Consider the following 15,629-nt stretch of genomic DNA (forward strand, 5'->3'; position numbering starts at 1 on the left):
AAAATCAGCGGCAAAGCCAGCTGACGAAACGCCTTCCCGGACATAAAGCCATTGTAGGTTATTATACTCAAAATTCCGCATTTAATCAATACGCAACCTTCCTGAGCCACGAAACCTGCGGAATTAGGGCTGCGAGCCTGCCTGTATGGGACACCCCCTGCATTTTAAGAAAAATTTGCGTATTGGGCATAGTGGGATGGTACACGTAAAGACTAAAAAGCAAGGAGAGATTTCAGGAATCTCTGGCGATATTTCAGGTTTTCAGTTATAATAAAGGGAAACCGGAACAGGAGGAAAGGGAAGTATTGGATACGTTGGACAAAATAAAATACAGAAATCACAGAAAGGCTGTCCGAATAGTTTCGGTTGTAGCGGTGATTGCTTTTTTTGTGGTATCTACCATACTACTGTGGAAGCCGATTACCAGCACCTTTTCCGATCCAAGGCAGTTTCGCAGCTGGGTCGACCGGCATGGTGTGCTGGGAAGACTGGTCTTTGTCGGCATGGTGATTTTGCAGGTGCTGTTTGCCCTGATTCCGGGGGAACCGCTGGAAGTTGGCGCAGGTTATGCTTTCGGTATTCTGGAAGGCACGTTGTTGTGCCTGGTGGGCATGGCACTGGGTTCGATCATGATCTTTCTGTTTACGAGGCGATTCGGATTGAAAATGGCAGAAACCATCGTCGGGAAAGAAAGAATAGATTCCATGTGGTTTATGAAGTCCAGCAATCACCTGAATCTTCTGGTTTTTTTCCTGTTTTTTATTCCGGGCACGCCAAAAGATGTGATTACATACTTTGTTGGATTGACTCCCATCAAGCTGACAACCTTTCTTGGTCTCTCCTCTGTTGCCCGGATTCCTTCCATTGTTACCTCCACCATTACAGGCAATGCATTGGGAGTAAAAAACTACAGGATAGCATTGATTGTTTATGCGATTACCGGAGCCATCAGTCTGATCGGAGTCTGCGTCTGCAAAAAGCTTTCCGGGAATCGACAAAAGGAAGTACAGGAGGAGACGGCTGAGATGGTTCAGGACAGGAAGTCGGAATCATAAGAGTGAAGAATTTATCGCTGAAAGCAAAAGCGGGAAAGAGGGTAAGGTTTGGATATCGGGCAAAAAAAGACATTTATCATTAATGCGTTTTTTATCGCTATTATTGTTATACTGGGTTATTTGACCATCAAGTATTTATTGGCCTGGCTGATGCCATTTGTTATTGCGTTTCTTATAGCGACGATTCTGCAAAAGCCTGTCAGCTGGATCAGCAGGAAGATACGGGTGAAGAAAAGTATTGTGGCGGTTTTCGTCACTCTGCTGACTGTGCTGGTCTTTATGATGCTGATCTGGATTTTGGCCTATAACGGGATCAACAGCATTGTTGATTTTTTCAAAAGCCTTCCTGTATGGTTTCAGGAGAAAGCACCTTCTGTAGTCCGGGCACTGGAAGACCAGCTTAAGGGGTTGTTGGAAGGATTGCCTTCCGAATGGGAAGGACAGATCAATACGGGATTGAATAACGTACTTCATACCATAGAGAGCAGCCTGACCAGTTTTTCCGGGAAAGCGGTGCGATGGGTCGCCGGCATGGCCACCAAGCTGCCCGGGATCCTGATGAGTACGATCATCAGCATTGTGGCATTGTTTTTTATCAGTGTGGGATATGACACTATCAAAAACTCTTTCAAGCATCATATTCCGCTTAAATACCGGAAGCTGGTGTCCAATGTATGGAATACCAGCGGGCGGACATTGGCCAAAATGCTGCAGGGATATGTTCTGATCCTGCTGATTACGTTTGTGGAGCTTTCCGTTGGATTCTCCCTGCTGTGGGTGGACTATCCCATTCTCATTGCCGCTGTCACTGCGTTGTTGGATATTTTGCCGGTGCTTGGTACTGGGACGATCCTGATTCCATGGGCCCTGATTTCCATTTTGCTGGGAGAGATTCCGAAAGGAATCGGTCTGCTGGTTCTATATGCCATCATTACCGTGGTACGCAATATCATAGAGCCCCGGATCATTGGAGCACGGATCGGCCTTCATCCTCTGGTAACCCTGGTCGCCATGTACCTGGGACTGCATTTGTTTGGAGTAGTGGGTATGCTGCTGCTTCCCCTGATTGTGATCCTGATGAAAGGCATCCGTTCCTCCGGGGTGTTGGAAGTATGGAAATAAGACCGTGTTGGGCGTTTCCGGTGTGATGGAAAGTTATAGCGTGGATGTTGCCGGATCCGTGGGACACAAGGACTCTACCTTTCTCACCAACGGTTTGCCTGCGACAATGCATTCTTCCGATCCCATACTTCCAGAAAGTGATCCGGATTTCCCGGGGCGCCGGTGAGGCCAGCCGGGAGGATAGCCGCATAGCCGGTTTCGGCTTTTATTTTATGGCGGAATCCTGTTGGGAAGAAGGATCGTCTGCAGCCAATACCAGAACACGGTGAAGGCTTTTTACCTGAATGGCTGGGCCCTCGCAGGCATATTCGCCGTCCAGGGACCATTCCATGGGCTTTTCTGTTTCAATGACAAATTCCCCGGAGTGGAAAAATTCAATTCCCTTATAGGAATAATCCTGATTGGCCAATGCGTGCAGCAGAGGGGGCCATTCCAGGACATTCTCCGGCATACGGCACAGCAGCACTTCAAAGATCCCGTCGTCCATGGCAACGGAATCGGTTGGCAGGGACATAAAGCCAGCCATGGACAGGGTATTGCAAACCGCGCCGAAGCAATAATCCCCTTCATGAACCTCCTTGCCCGATGTAAGCTGGATATGCAGGGGCTTGATGTTGGATACATCTCGAATGCCGCTGAGGACATACGCTGCATATCCAAGTATGTTTTTCATCTCCTGGGGGGTGGAATAAGAGGCCCGGGTAAAGGCGCCAAAAGCTGCCACATAAACGAAATACCGATCATTCATTTTTCCCACATCCATTGGGCGTCCGGTTGCTTCCAGAATTTCCCTCACGGCCAGGGATACATTATGGGAAAGTTTGTGACTTCGTGCAAAATCGTTGGTGCTTCCAGTGGGGATGTACCCGACAGGGACTTTGCAGTTTGCATGTATCACGCCTGTAGCTACTTCATTGAGGGTCCCGTCTCCGCCCAGGCAAACGATCCGGTCAAATCTGTTGGCATATTCCGCCACAATCCGTGTGGCATCTCCTTTTCCGTTAGTCATAAAGGAAGTAACCTGGCAGCCTTCCCTTTCAAAGGCGTGGGTCAGATCCGGCAGCTGCCGGATAGCTTGTCCGCGGCCGGCAACCGGATTAAGGATCAACATAATGTTCCGGGACTTCAAAGAAGGCGTATTATCGTTTGTTGTCATGTTTCACTGTTCTCCTTGGTAATCGTTAAATGTTATAATTTCTTTCGCATTCCATTATAACACCGGTTAAATATAAAATAAACTTATTTGATGAAGTAAGACATTATACTTACGGTAATAGCTTTAGACATTTGATTCAGAAGCGTGCTCCGGATCAGCCTTTTCACAAGATTCATTGGCCGGAAGGTGCTTCAGACGATATAAATTTGTATTTTTGCCGAAACGTGCGATCAGTCTCAAACCGAAGACACCAACTTTCATCACCAGGGAAAGTGCAATTCGCCTTAATCCATAATTGGCACCAAAAATCTTCCATATCTGAAAAGAGGACGAAAATGTATAAAATTTCTTTACCGCCTGAAGAAATATTTCCTGCAGTTCCCATGGTGTCATTGTTTTTGGAACGAATGTAACATTCATCATATCGTACAGGGACCAATCCTCTGTGAGTATCCTGTTTTCCTTTTTATATTGCTGGTACACGACCGTTCCCGGAAACGGCGTCATAATGGCAGGCTGCAGCTGATAGGCATTGACCTTTTTGGAGAATTCAACACTGTGAAGCATGTCCTCTTTCTGATCCGTGTCAATTCCCAGCACAACGCTCGAAATCAGGCGGATTTTATGTCTTGTGAGTGCTTCGGCACATCGCTCAATGTCGGAAATTTTCTGATGCTTGTTGATCTCGTCCAGCGATTTCTGGTTCAGGGATTCAATCCCGACAAGCACACGGCTCAGATGTGCCTGCTGCAGCAAGGTAAGGAGTTCTTCGTCATCCGCCATATCGGTTCGCCCGAAGAAAAACGTTTCCTTGAATATCAGGCCTTCCTGGATCATTCGCCGGCAAATCTCCCTGGCCCGCTCTTTATTCGCAGTGAAGTTATCATCCTCGAAATTCATGTATTTGAACCCAAGGCTCTTGTAGTATCGAAGTTCTCCGATCACATTGTCCACACTGCGTTCCCTGTAAGGGTGAAACATACGGGAAGTCGTGCAGAACGGGCAGCAAAACGGGCAGCCGCGTGTGGATACGACATTTGCACAATCGCAGCGGGTTTTCAAAATGGAGTAATCGGGGAATGGTGCATCATCCAGGTTCTTCAGGCATTGGGCATAGACGATTTTTTCCGAACGGCGTCCCTCCACTACATCGAGAATTGCCGTTTCCCCTTCTCCCACAATAACCTGATCTGCGTGCCGTGCCGCTTCCTCCGGAAGTGTGCTGGCATGCATTCCCCCGATCAGGATGCGTGCTTTGGATTTCTGATGAAGCATATCAGCAATTTCATAAGCTCTCGGAGCATTTGAGGTCATCGTATAGAGGCAGAACACATCCGCGTCCAGCAGTTTCGAATAATCAATATCGGAATAAAGTTCTTCATATACTGCAACATCATGTCCTGCATTTTTCAGAATATGACCAAGGATTAAGGGCCCTGTTACGGCATTGGGATGACCATACATCAGATTTCCAATCCGATAAAGCTTCATTCGGCGCACATCGCTGGCAGGCGTAATAAAAATGATTTTCAATGCTTGTCCCCTCCTATTATAATAATTTTCATTTAGGAGATTTTTCGAAAAACACTATAAAGGTTATTATAACGCTTATGGAGAAAAGTTGCAACCAGTTGCAGTATTTTCCTGCTTTTTATGTATGTATCAGGACCCATTGGCATTTCCTGCATATGTATAATTCTCAAAGCAGAAGGCTGCATGTTTTTCTCGGTGTATCCCGCCGGGCCACCCTGGAGGGGCCAAGCCGTAGAGCTCCGCTTTGCCCGAAAAAAGACTGCGGGCGAAGAGTCTGGCGGATGTGGAGCCTAAAAACGGCCTGCTGAAGGACAAGTGGTTGCGCTTTGTGATAATGATGAAGAATGGGAACTTTCGTAGTTGGCTGATATACAAATTTTTTTTGCGCTGATTTTCACTGATAACAGGCTAATTTTTGCGTTGTACGGAACGAATTAAACATGTTAAAATAGGGATGGATCAGGAAGGGAAGGAGTCTGTGCGAATTATCATCTCTCCTGCAAAGAAAATGAATACGGAAACAGACAGCTTGCCCTGGGAGAGTTTGCCGCAGTTTTCAGACGAGGCAGAAAGGCTGCTGCGTTGCCTGCAGAGTATGAGTTATGCGGAGCTGAAGGCATTATGGCAATGCAACGATTCCATTGCCAACCTTAATTACGGGCGTGTACAGACGATGGATCTGAGACGTAACCTGACCCCGGCTATTTTATCCTATGAAGGCATTCAGTTTCAATATATGGCTCCCGGTGTGTTTGAGGACGGACAGTTCGCGTATATTCAGGAGCATCTGCGTATTCTGTCGGGCTTTTATGGTCTGTTGCGACCTTTCGACGGTGTAACGCCTTATCGCCTGGAAATGCGGGCGAAGCTTTCGGTGGACGGAAAAAAGGACCTTTATGCCTTTTGGGGGGATAAGCTGGCGCAACAGCTTTGTGCCGAGACCGACTTTATTTTAAATCTTGCTTCCAGGGAGTACAGCAAGGCTGTTTCGGCGCACCTGCCGAAGTCCGTCTGTCTTTTAAGATATACCTTTGGAGAGCGGACAGGTGACAAGGTGATCGAAAAGGGCACGATGTGGAAGATGGCCCGTGGTGAAATGGTCCGCTGGCTGGCCGGACAGAATATAACCCATCCTGAGGCGATCAAGGGCTTTGACCGTCTGGGATATACATACCGGGAAGAGCTTTCCGGTCAGGACAATTTCGTATTTATCAAAGAAGAGACCAAAGATGCTGAAAGCTGGTAGCAAAGCGCCAATCGCATTCCCATTCGCCAACTTTTGTCGTCTGATGCTTGGAGACAAAACAGCCGACATAGGTCACATTCCTGAAAACATTATGTATGTGGAATCGCTGCGGCGTGGTTACACCGTCAGCGTGGTCTGACAGCGATATGTTTTGACGGCTTATTGATTCACGATTTCGGCAGAGATGTTTTGGAACGGCATATTGGCAAGCCGGATGAATTTTATGGATTGGATGATTTGCATAAGCAGTTGAAACATAAAATTGAAAGTGAAGTAAGGCCATTAGTTTGATTTATCATCCCTACATCCTTGTACTAAAAGAAGGCGATTGTGGTGTGGGATAGACAGATAGATAAGTAAAGCCGCTCAATCCTTACGGACGAGCGGCTTCTGATGGTCTGGGTGAGAGGATTTGAACCTCCGGCCTCTTGAACCCCATTCAAGCACGCTACCAAACTGCGCCACACCCAGTCGAAGAAACAGCTATTATAATACTATATCTGGTGAAAAAAAGCAAGTGTTTTTAACAAAACGATCTGAAGAGTTGGTATAAGAAATGCAAAAAATCTGAGGGACAGCACATGTTTTTATAAAAATAGCATTATTAGAACTATATTTCTTTAAAAGTAAATATATGGGTGTTACTGGGTTAAATTAAGCCAGAGAACCAACTGTAATCCATCAGGACAGCGACATTTGACTAAAAATGGGTAACACGAATAGACATACACTAGGTATGCCAATTAATTCCAATTGGTAATCTTATGAAAAGCCGGTCTGTTCAGCAATTCCTCTTTATCCGGAATTTCTGCCTGACACCAAGTATATCCAGTACTTCATCTAAATCAAAGAATGCGTAGTACTTAACGTTGGCGATGATAAGGATTTTACCACCATCCCTTATGGATTCCCGCCTTCTCCATTCCCGCAGGCAGTCCCCGTCAGACTGCCTGGGAGCTTCCTTTTTACGCCACCCCAGAAAGGCATAGAAAAGCGTATGAGCAAAGATGCATAGAATGATATGCATATATGCCGCGTTTTCTGCGTACTTGCCCTTCCTTCTGGGTAACCGCTTCAGATATGCCGCCTGTTTCAGTTCCCGGAACCCGCCGTTTTCGATCAGCGACCTCAGCCGATATCTTTTTGGAATGCCTGCCGCATCCTCCTCGGCCGGCAGGCTGGTCAGCAGTACAATCTGATCTTCCACAGGCACGGCCTGTCCTTTCCACATTGTGACGACCACAGCATTCAGAGGAGTGCCGTTTGTTTTGCTATTGTTCTGTACTCCTTTCGGGTTATACTCAAGATACGACTGCAGACCGTCCACCCCGTAACCCTGGCATATGCCCTTTCCGTAAACCCACTGTGCCAATGGCTTGTTCTGATACTCCTTCCGCAGAGCTATCGCATCTTCACGGATAATCATGCCTGCCTTTGCCGGGATAATAAAGTCAATCTTCAGTCTGTGTTTCAATTCCCATAATTGAGCGCCGTCCAGAAAGCCCCGGTCCGCAATGACCGTTTCAATGCGGTTTTTCCCACAATTGTGTATGCCCTGCCTGATCATAGGCAAGAAATACTTGTGATCATCCTCATTTGCTGGTACAATCTTTACGGCAACAATGATTCGCGACTTTATCTCATACAGCACGAATACTTTGAAGCCGTATATGTATTTGTACTCGGGAGGGTCGCTGGGACGGCCTTCCTTTTTTCTTTTCGTCTTCCCACACCCCGGAAAATCCGGCCTTGTCTCAACGATTGTAGAGTCCAACGCAAATATTCCGCTCCGCAGCAGTCTCCTGAGTCTTCGTACAACGGTATTGTAAACCCCCATTGTGCTTTCGATACAGCATTTCTCAATATTGTCTAATACTGTAAACACATTCATGACACAGGGTATTTTTTTTATAGCCTTCTCCGTGCTGATTGGCGTCTCCTCTTTTACACAGGCCTTCCTTAACGGTCTCCACATCAAAGCCGATCAGACTCATGGCTCCTTTATCCCCAAGCAACGCCTCACTGCCCCGTGTTGTTGGGATACCCACAATAATTTTCAGTAAGTACAACAGCACATAAATATGAATTCCAAGCATCGTTCTGATATGGGTGCCGGTGATCTTCCTGAGATCCCACAGAATCCCCATATTCCCGAGAAATTTCATGAATGGGCCGATGAACGGCCAATTTGTTTGGATGGCCATGTCAACCTTCCTGTTTTTCAGGGCCTTCTTCGCTTCTCTTTTGTTTTCTACCACGTCTTTCCCCCGCTTTCTTTACGAATTCTGTTACGTCCACTTCATAAAAGGTTTGGATCTGAGCCGCCAATTCATCGATCTCCTGATCCAATGCTTTGATTTGCGCCCGGTTTTCTTTAAACGCCTTGTAATTCTCAGAAAATCTTCGGGCATCCTCGACTTTGTCCGCCACACAGGAAGTTGAGATCAGCTTCTTGCCCTTCAGGTTCTGGTAGATCCAGGGGAAAGGACCGTGCAGTTCACCGGATGCACATTTGCAGTTGGGATTGCCGCACTTGGTCATTCTTTCGTAAAATGACGCAGCCAGCAGCTGTCCCGGGGTCATAATCTTCTCAAGCAGCTCCCACCTTTTTTGATTCAGTTGATAGATTTTCTGGTGGATTTGTGAAATGCCTTCCATTCTTTTCCTCCTTTACGTTGTTATTATATATTATAACGTAATATTATATCATAAAAAGCAGCGGGATGCAATATTTTTCTAAAATATTTTCCCGCTATCGCTGTAATTGGCTATTTTTATGGCTTTTTTATCGTTGATTTCTTATACCAACTTTTCAGAACAAAACGATAGCGTCAATTTACTGCGCGTGAATAGAAAAAGTAACATCCAGAGTCAAGCGACCTCATTTTATGTGTGCCAAAATGCGCACCTGCCCAACAAAGCCCTGCGTTAAAAAATGCGCCTTCTATGAAGAGCCCATATGTAATCGCCGTGACAAATCTCCGGGAGCCTGCAGCAAATGCAAGGACAGCCCCGGATGCCATCTCGATAAGTATTACTACAATGCGGTATCGCTGATAAGAAATACCACGATGATCTTGTCGAAACCCGCGAGGGCGTCAACCTCACAACCGGAGAGCGTGACTCCATTGCCCAAATCCTTGTTCCCCTGCTTAAGAAAATACCCTTCATGAAAAATCAAAGAGACTCTCCCGGGAGAGTCTCTGATTCCGCTTTTTCTATCCGGTTAATAATTCTCCACGAACAATTCGAAGTAAGATTGGGGATTCAGGCAGGCGGGACATACTTTCGGCGGTGTTTTTCCGGTGTATACATATCCGCATTTCATGCAAATCCACTGTACAGGTTGTTCTCTCTCAAACACCCTGCTGTTGGCAACATTTTCAGCCAGCTTGTTGTAGCGGGTTTCGTGTCTCTTTTCCACCTCGATAATCTTCATATAAGCTGCTGCAACCTCCGGAAAGCCTTCTTCCCTGGCGGCTTTTGCAAAGGCAGGATACAGCTCGTCCCATTCTTCCTTTTCTCCGGCGGCTCCGGCCTTCAGATTTTCAAGGGTGGACCCTTTGGCAACAGGATAACCGGCATCTTTGATTTCCACAGAGGTGGGCAGTTCCTCTTTCAAGCCTTCCACGAGGAAATTGAAGAATCTCCTGGCGTGCTGCTCTTCATTATCTGCGGTTTCGCGGAAGATTCTGCCGATTTGCATATATCCTTCGTCTTCTGCAGCGGCAGCATAGAATACGTACCTGTTTCTTGCCTGGGATTCCCCGGCAAAGGATTTCAATAGGTTCTCACGGGTTTTGGTACCAACTAAACTTTTCAATGTAAAAAACCTCCTTGCTTTTGTTCTGCATTTTGCTCACACTTGTTATTTATACCCCCATGGTCTCATCATAAACACAGGAAGTATGTTTTCCATTTCGCATCTCTTTCAACTTCCGGGCAATGAATAATATACAATATCCATGTCCGGAAAGCAATTGCCGCATTTGTTTTCATATTATAGATTTTCACCTTTCAGCGTTGTCGTGAAGGTGTTAGCGTAAAGTTACCGTAGGGATTAAGAGTAATAAATTACCATAAGGATTGAAAAGAAGGTGGCATCCTGCTAAAATATTGATCATCAACAAAAATATCAAGAAAGGGTGCCACCTTCCATGTACAGTATACAAGATTTTAACGAGTTTGCAAGAAAAACAGAAAATAAGGTAAGAGAATTTTTAAGGGAAGGTAAGGATCTGGCGGAACTGACTCTGGGGCTGCAGGAGGATCTGTTTGAACTTGGTCGGAATATACTGGTGGAGACTCTTGAGGGGATGGATGAACAGCTTCGAAAGTCCGGGGTCAGGAAAAACAATTGGGAGATTGTCAGGAAAGATGAGACAGGGATCTTAACGACCTTTGGAACGATCAAGTATAATAGAACGTATTTTAAGCCAAAGAGTGGTGGCAAAAGGAAATATCTCGTTGATGAGCTTGTTGGTCTTAAGCCACATGACAGAGTGAGTGCGGATGTGGTGATCAATGTGGTGGAAGAGGCCATAGACAGCAGCTACAGGAAAGGTGGAGAAAGAGCCGGATATATGGACGAAATAAGCAAGCAGGCTGTTATGGATAAAATACATAACCTTGAGATCAGCGAACATGAGCATAAGGTGGACAAGAAGAGGGATGTCAGGATACTGTATGTTGAAGCAGATGAAGATCATGTTTCCCTGCAGGGAGAAGACGATAAAAGCAAGATAGCTATGCCCAGGCTGGTTTATGTTCATGAAGGCGTAGATCCCGAAAAAAGCAGCCAAACAAGGACCAGGCTTAAAAACGTTAAATATTTTGGCGGCATGTATGATGAGAGTGAGGATCTGTGGCTGGAGGTCATAGAATATATAGACAAGCAGTACGACATGGATTTCATTGAAACCATATACCTTTCCGGGGATGGGGCATCATGGATTAAGGCCGGGCTTGACTGGATTCCCAAAAGCAAGTTTGTGCTGGACAATTTTCATCTTAAGAAATATATGATAACTGCGACTGCACACTTAAACGATGGAGACATCTATCAGGAGTTGAAGGATGCATTGGATTGGCCGGACAAGGACATGGTCAAGGATGTTTTCAAGAAGATCCTCAAACGAACGGTTTCCAAAACGAAGAGGAAGGCAGTTAAGGATGCCAGACGGTACATATTGAATAACTGGCATGGAATAGAGATAAAGGCTGATAAGGGCCATGAACTGATAGGATGCAGTGCCGAAGGTCATATAAGCCATGTGTTTTCAAGCAGGCTAAGCAGCAGGCCTAAGGGATGGTCTGAAAAAGGTGTTGCCAGGATGTCCAAACTTATCGTATATAAGAAAAACGGTGGCAGGATCTATGACCTGGTTATGGCACAGAAGCTTAAGGAGAAGGAGAACAGGAAACATGAATTGCAGGATGAGTTAATCAAGGAAGTAAGGAAATCATCAGAAAGCAGATATGCTGGTTCATGGAGCAGCAGCCCAACTGTAATTACCATGGGGAAAAAGACAGGGCTGTTTAATGAGATGAGGAGTATGGCCGGAATACGCTATTAGGCCCTTCATAAAGCTCGTTATGGCGTTTTTAATAGCCGGGACGACATAGATCAAGCGTTTATGCCGCGAAAGCTGCTTGATAACGAGAAGTCGGTGTGGTAGCATTGAGGTACGGCAGCAACCGCTCCAAAGCCTATCCCGCTGTTAGAGATGGCTGCTGCCGACATCTGCCGTAAGCCACACCGGCAGAGGCTCGTTGTCAAGCAGATCGTGGAATAAATGTAGCTGACAAGATTGATTGCTGTTAAAATTAATGAAATCAATCAAGACCACTGTTGCTAGTAAGAATATTTCAGGATGTCTCTATTCTTTCTTTCCCTACAGTAAATTGACGCTATCCGTGAAGGTTTGTAAATTTACAAAGCTCATATTTTATGCTAATATAATTTTAAGATATAAGACGGTAAAGAATGATGGAGAGTAGGTGAATATATTTGAATACCGGCTTGAAATTGGCATCCTTTTTCCTTCGGAAACTGACCATCATGTTTGTTGTGCTGCTGTTGATTGTTCTGGCAACTTTTTTTGCATATGATGTGGCCAATATATATGTTATGGCTAAGGATGGGCTTTCCCAAAGAGCAGAAACCATTATCAACGAGGAGGATACGGACAGCCTGAATCGGTTTTTCACAAAGAAATTCCTGAATTCGGATTCTTTTCTCCGCAGCCATCCGTATCAGGGCTATCAGATATCGGATTATGGTTATGAACTGAAGATCCGCAGAATATGGGTCTGGCCATGGCAGTCCAGGACAAATGTGCTGGTGGAGGAGTCCATACCGGAGTCTTCCTGGAAGTTTTCCATTACCGATGAAATGCGGGAAAAGCTGACTGCGGAGCAGGGAATCCCGCAGGACGCGGAAAAGGAAGACGGCTCCAATGCAAAGAATGGGGAAACCGCAAAGGTGAAGTTGAATATTCCAAAGCCCAAGTGGCAGAACGGAGAAAAGGCTGTGGAATTTCGAAAGGTGAAAGGTCAGTGGAAGATCAATCGCATCGCCCTTTCCAAAAGCCCGGGATCAAGCCAGGATGCGAAAAAGGATTCCGGGGAATAATAAAAGCAGGGTTGCCGGCTTCAGGCCGGTATTTTTCATGGATGGAGGCTGGAACGGATGGAGATGGCCGGTTTGCGGATCGGACGCCTGTCGATTGAAACGCCCCTGTTTTTGGCCCCTATGGCGGGGGTTACGGACTTTGCGTTCCGAAAGCTGTGCAAGGAGCAGGGGTGTGGTATGGCATATACGGAAATGATCAGTGCAAAGGGCTTATACTATGGAAGCAGCCGTACCAGGGATTTGATGAAGATCGACGGGAAAGAGCATCCCATAGGAGTGCAGATATTTGGATCCGATCCACTGATCATGGCAAGGATGGCGGAGAAAATATCAGAAACCGAAGCGGATCTGATTGATATCAATATGGGCTGCCCTGCGCCCAAGATCGTAAAAAATGGGGAAGGCAGTGCACTGATGAGAAATCCCTCCCTGGTGGCCGACATCGTACGTGGGATTTCCAGGGCATCTTCCAAACCGGTCACGGTGAAGATCCGAAAAGGCTGGGATGAAAAAAGTGTAAATGCGGTGGAAATTGCCCGGATTGCGGAGGAAGAAGGAGCAGCTGCCATAACGGTGCACGGCAGAACAAGGGAACAATACTACTCCGGTTCGGCGGATTGGAATATTATAAGGAAAGTAAAATCCAGTGTTTCGATCCCCGTCATCGGGAACGGTGATGTTTTCACTGCACAGTCTGCCCTGGAAATGAAGAAGCAGACAAACTGCGATGGAATCATGGCAGCCCGGGGTGCCCGCGGCAATCCATGGCTGTTCCGGGACATTGTTTCTCTGTGGAATACCGGAACGGTACCTCCTCCGCCCGGTGCGGAAGAAAGAATCCACACTGCCCTATGTCATCTGAGGATGCTGGTGGATCAAAAGGGAGAAAAAGTGGCTGTACCTGAGATGAGGAAACATATTGCATGGTATCTGAAGGGGATGAAGGATTCCGGCAGGATCCGGAGTCAGGTGAATTCCCTGAATACGGAGGCAGAGGTGCGGGCATTGCTGAACTCCTATGGGGCGGAACGAAGAAGGGAAGAAGCGGAGGAAAGCTACAACGGATGAAGCCGGGTGGCATACTTTTCTCACAATGGGAATATAACTGCAGTATAGCAAAACAGGAGTATGGTCTTTATGGATAAATTTGCAGTGGTACTGCAGCCGGACGAAGGGGAAGGGATCCTGGCATCCCATCCCGTTCTGAAATATTTGCCCGAAAAATACGCAAGGTGCTGTCTTTCCCGTCTGCCTGCACGGACGGCCGGATTCATACTGGATAGGGAGGACAATGACAGGCTGGGTTGTATGGTGAAGGTTCCTGCCTTGTTCCTTCAGCCGGAGAGAGGGAAAGACGGAAGCCGGCTCCATCTTTTGAAAGGGATGGCCCGGAAAATGAAAAAGAGGGGCATCCACTACCTTTCTTTTCCGTTTGCGTATGATTTTTTGGATCCGGAAGAGATATTCTGCCTGGAAGACCGGGGCATTGCTGTGCTGGACGGGTTTTACCCCTTATTGGCGGGCCTGCTTCTTGTATGGAAAGAACTGCTTATTATTCTGGAAAAGGAACTCCCTTTTTTTGAAGTCGGCATCTGGGGTGCGGATACGGATATCGGCAGAATTTGGGTGGAATTCATGGTTGGCGTGGTGAATCATATGTGCCTTGGAGGACAGGATCGGAAAGTGCTGGAGGAGACAGGCAGGGAGGTTCTGAATACGACCGGGCTGTCCTGTCGGATTACCCAGGATCCGGATACTTGCCTGAGCGATAAGCAACTCACCGTACTTGCCGAACCGGTTCCCGTTCCCTATACAATCTGTCAGCCTTCCTTTCATTTCCTGTCCTGTCCGGAAAGCAGCTTTCCCGTCTCCCAGCAGGATGGGGTACCGTATGAAAGTCCGGGGGTTTATTGGATTGAAATGGGCTGGATGGCATTACCCCGGGACATTGTCATGGAGAAGGAACTGTGCCCGTGGGATGAACTGGGTATACTGGAAGGCCTGATCACGATCAGCAGTAAAATATACCGGAACGATATCCGCAGCAGCAGATTTTCCCTGCGGCAGATTGAAAGGATACAGCAGCTGTATGAAAGGTATCCTGTCAAGCTGCAGGGCTTTGTACAAAACGGAAGGAAAATTCACTTCAATCGTTTTCGAAAGGAGTATTTTTCCAGAAACAACGAAGATATATCTTGACAAAATGGAGGGCTGCCACTTATAATAGTTGTGATTAAAATCGAAGAATTCAGGCACTGCAGAAAAGAAAGGGTATGCAGTGCTTCTTTAACATAATTAGATTTCCATGGATTGCCAGAGAATAAAATTGAAACGCTGGGAGTATAGTAGCGTCATATTATTTTTTGGTATATAATATTTGAAGGGGAGAATGGAATTATGACCAACAAGGAAACGGTTCTGACTTCGGAAGGAGTGCGAAAACTGGAGCAGGAGCTTCAGAAACTGAAAACGGTGCGTCGCAGGGAGGTTGCCGATCGAATCAAACAGGCACTGGCATTTGGTGACCTGAGCGAGAACTCCGAATATGATGAAGCAAAAAATGAACAGGCTTTTATCGAGGGACGCATCGTGACTCTTGAGAAACTGCTGAGAAATGCCAAGATTATTGATGACGAAGATATCTCCACGGATGTGGTCAGTGTAGGGGCAACCGTGAAGGTTCTCGATATTGAATTCGATGATGTCATCGAATATACCATTGTAGGTTCTGCAGAGGCCAATCCGGGCAAAAATAAAATTTCCAATGAGTCTCCGGTGGGAAGAGCGTTGATTGGGAAACCCATTGGTTCGGAGGTGGAAGTAGCCGTTCCGGACGGGGTTATTAAACTCAAGATACTGGAAATTAAAAAATAAAGGGTGAGA

General features: G+C 46.5%; 16 protein-coding genes and 1 tRNA gene. 9 read left to right on the plus strand and 8 right to left on the minus strand.

What is annotated here, in order from left to right:
• Positions 1-305: 305 nt before the first annotated feature.
• Genes QBE55_08045 through QBE55_08055 form a run of 3 tightly spaced genes read left to right on the plus strand, consistent with a single transcriptional unit; the run spans position 306 to position 2,343 of the window.
• Positions 306-1,055, plus strand: a complete 750-nt coding sequence (locus QBE55_08045; GenBank protein WZL77524.1) for a VTT domain-containing protein — start codon at positions 306-308, stop codon at positions 1,053-1,055.
• Between the two features lie 48 nt (positions 1,056-1,103).
• On the plus strand, positions 1,104-2,177 hold the full coding sequence (ytvI, locus tag QBE55_08050; GenBank protein WZL77525.1) for a sporulation integral membrane protein YtvI: 1,074 nt from the start codon (positions 1,104-1,106) through the stop codon (positions 2,175-2,177).
• A gap of 25 nt (positions 2,178-2,202) precedes the next feature.
• A complete protein-coding gene (locus tag QBE55_08055) occupies positions 2,203-2,343 on the plus strand; it encodes a hypothetical protein (protein ID WZL77526.1) in 141 nt (46 codons plus the stop codon).
• Between the two features lie 39 nt (positions 2,344-2,382).
• Here QBE55_08055 and QBE55_08060 read toward each other — a convergent pair whose 3' ends face one another.
• On the minus strand, positions 2,383-3,333 hold the full coding sequence (locus QBE55_08060) for a diacylglycerol kinase family lipid kinase (GenBank protein WZL77527.1): 951 nt from the start codon (positions 3,331-3,333) through the stop codon (positions 2,383-2,385).
• A gap of 123 nt (positions 3,334-3,456) precedes the next feature.
• Complete coding sequence (locus QBE55_08065; protein WZL77528.1) at positions 3,457-4,866, minus strand: radical SAM protein; 1,410 nt, start codon at positions 4,864-4,866, stop codon at positions 3,457-3,459.
• A gap of 478 nt (positions 4,867-5,344) precedes the next feature.
• Between QBE55_08065 and yaaA the strand changes: the two genes are divergently transcribed.
• Entirely contained in the window at positions 5,345-6,112 is a 768-nt protein-coding gene (gene yaaA / locus QBE55_08070; GenBank protein ID WZL77529.1) for a peroxide stress protein YaaA, read from the plus strand.
• A gap of 394 nt (positions 6,113-6,506) precedes the next feature.
• Here yaaA and QBE55_08075 read toward each other — a convergent pair.
• The 6 genes from QBE55_08075 to QBE55_08100 form a co-directional block, all read right to left on the minus strand.
• Positions 6,507-6,583, minus strand: a tRNA-Pro gene (locus QBE55_08075).
• A gap of 310 nt (positions 6,584-6,893) precedes the next feature.
• Complete coding sequence (locus tag QBE55_08080) at positions 6,894-8,003, minus strand: transposase (GenBank protein ID WZL77530.1); 1,110 nt, start codon at positions 8,001-8,003, stop codon at positions 6,894-6,896.
• Positions 7,972-8,316: a hypothetical protein gene (locus tag QBE55_08085; protein ID WZL77531.1), complete on the minus strand. Its 345-nt coding sequence runs from the start codon at positions 8,314-8,316 to the stop codon at positions 7,972-7,974. The genes QBE55_08080 and QBE55_08085 overlap by 32 nt, the downstream gene beginning before the upstream one ends.
• A gap of 1 nt (position 8,317) precedes the next feature.
• Entirely contained in the window at positions 8,318-8,770 is a 453-nt protein-coding gene (locus QBE55_08090) for a hypothetical protein (protein ID WZL77532.1), read from the minus strand.
• A gap of 379 nt (positions 8,771-9,149) precedes the next feature.
• Entirely contained in the window at positions 9,150-9,293 is a 144-nt protein-coding gene (locus QBE55_08095; protein ID WZL77533.1) for a hypothetical protein, read from the minus strand.
• Between the two features lie 45 nt (positions 9,294-9,338).
• Positions 9,339-9,935, minus strand: coding sequence for a rubrerythrin family protein (locus QBE55_08100; protein ID WZL77534.1), 597 nt, complete (start codon positions 9,933-9,935; stop codon positions 9,339-9,341).
• Between the two features lie 334 nt (positions 9,936-10,269).
• On the opposite strand from QBE55_08100, the gene QBE55_08105 reads away from it, so the two are divergent.
• From QBE55_08105 to greA, 5 genes are all read left to right on the plus strand, one after another.
• On the plus strand, positions 10,270-11,688 hold the full coding sequence (locus tag QBE55_08105) for an ISLre2 family transposase (protein WZL77535.1): 1,419 nt from the start codon (positions 10,270-10,272) through the stop codon (positions 11,686-11,688).
• Positions 11,689-12,122: 434 nt separating this feature from the next.
• Positions 12,123-12,746 (plus strand): hypothetical protein, encoded by a 624-nt coding sequence (locus QBE55_08110; GenBank protein ID WZL77536.1) that lies wholly within the window; start codon positions 12,123-12,125, stop codon positions 12,744-12,746.
• A 72-nt stretch (positions 12,747-12,818) separates the two neighbouring features.
• On the plus strand, positions 12,819-13,814 hold the full coding sequence (gene dusB / locus QBE55_08115) for a tRNA dihydrouridine synthase DusB (protein ID WZL79898.1): 996 nt from the start codon (positions 12,819-12,821) through the stop codon (positions 13,812-13,814).
• A 69-nt stretch (positions 13,815-13,883) separates the two neighbouring features.
• Positions 13,884-14,945: a hypothetical protein gene (locus QBE55_08120; GenBank protein WZL77537.1), complete on the plus strand. Its 1,062-nt coding sequence runs from the start codon at positions 13,884-13,886 to the stop codon at positions 14,943-14,945.
• 195 nt (positions 14,946-15,140) lie between these two features.
• Positions 15,141-15,620 carry a transcription elongation factor GreA gene (gene greA, locus QBE55_08125; GenBank protein WZL79899.1) on the plus strand — a complete coding sequence of 160 codons (480 nt, stop codon included), beginning with the start codon at positions 15,141-15,143 and terminating at the stop codon, positions 15,618-15,620.
• The last annotated feature ends 9 nt before the right edge of the window (positions 15,621-15,629 follow it).

The organism is Eubacteriales bacterium mix99 (assembly GCA_038396605.1).
GTDB lineage: Bacteria > Bacillota > Clostridia > Caldicoprobacterales > DTU083 > UBA4874.

Excerpts from the sequence above, each read along its gene's own strand:
- QBE55_08120 (WZL77537.1), top strand. The coding sequence starts at position 13,884 with ATGGATAAATTTGCAGTGGTACTGCAGCCGGACGAAGGGGAAGGGATC.
- QBE55_08060 (WZL77527.1), bottom strand. The coding sequence starts at position 3,333 with ATGACAACAAACGATAATACGCCTTCTTTGAAGTCCCGGAACATTATG.
- QBE55_08090 (WZL77532.1), bottom strand. The coding sequence starts at position 8,770 with ATGGAAGGCATTTCACAAATCCACCAGAAAATCTATCAACTGAATCAA.
- QBE55_08085 (WZL77531.1), bottom strand. The coding sequence starts at position 8,316 with ATGGCCATCCAAACAAATTGGCCGTTCATCGGCCCATTCATGAAATTT.
- QBE55_08055 (WZL77526.1), top strand. The coding sequence starts at position 2,203 with ATGGAAAGTTATAGCGTGGATGTTGCCGGATCCGTGGGACACAAGGAC.
- QBE55_08080 (WZL77530.1), bottom strand. The coding sequence starts at position 8,003 with ATGAATGTGTTTACAGTATTAGACAATATTGAGAAATGCTGTATCGAA.
- QBE55_08105 (WZL77535.1), top strand. The coding sequence starts at position 10,270 with ATGTACAGTATACAAGATTTTAACGAGTTTGCAAGAAAAACAGAAAAT.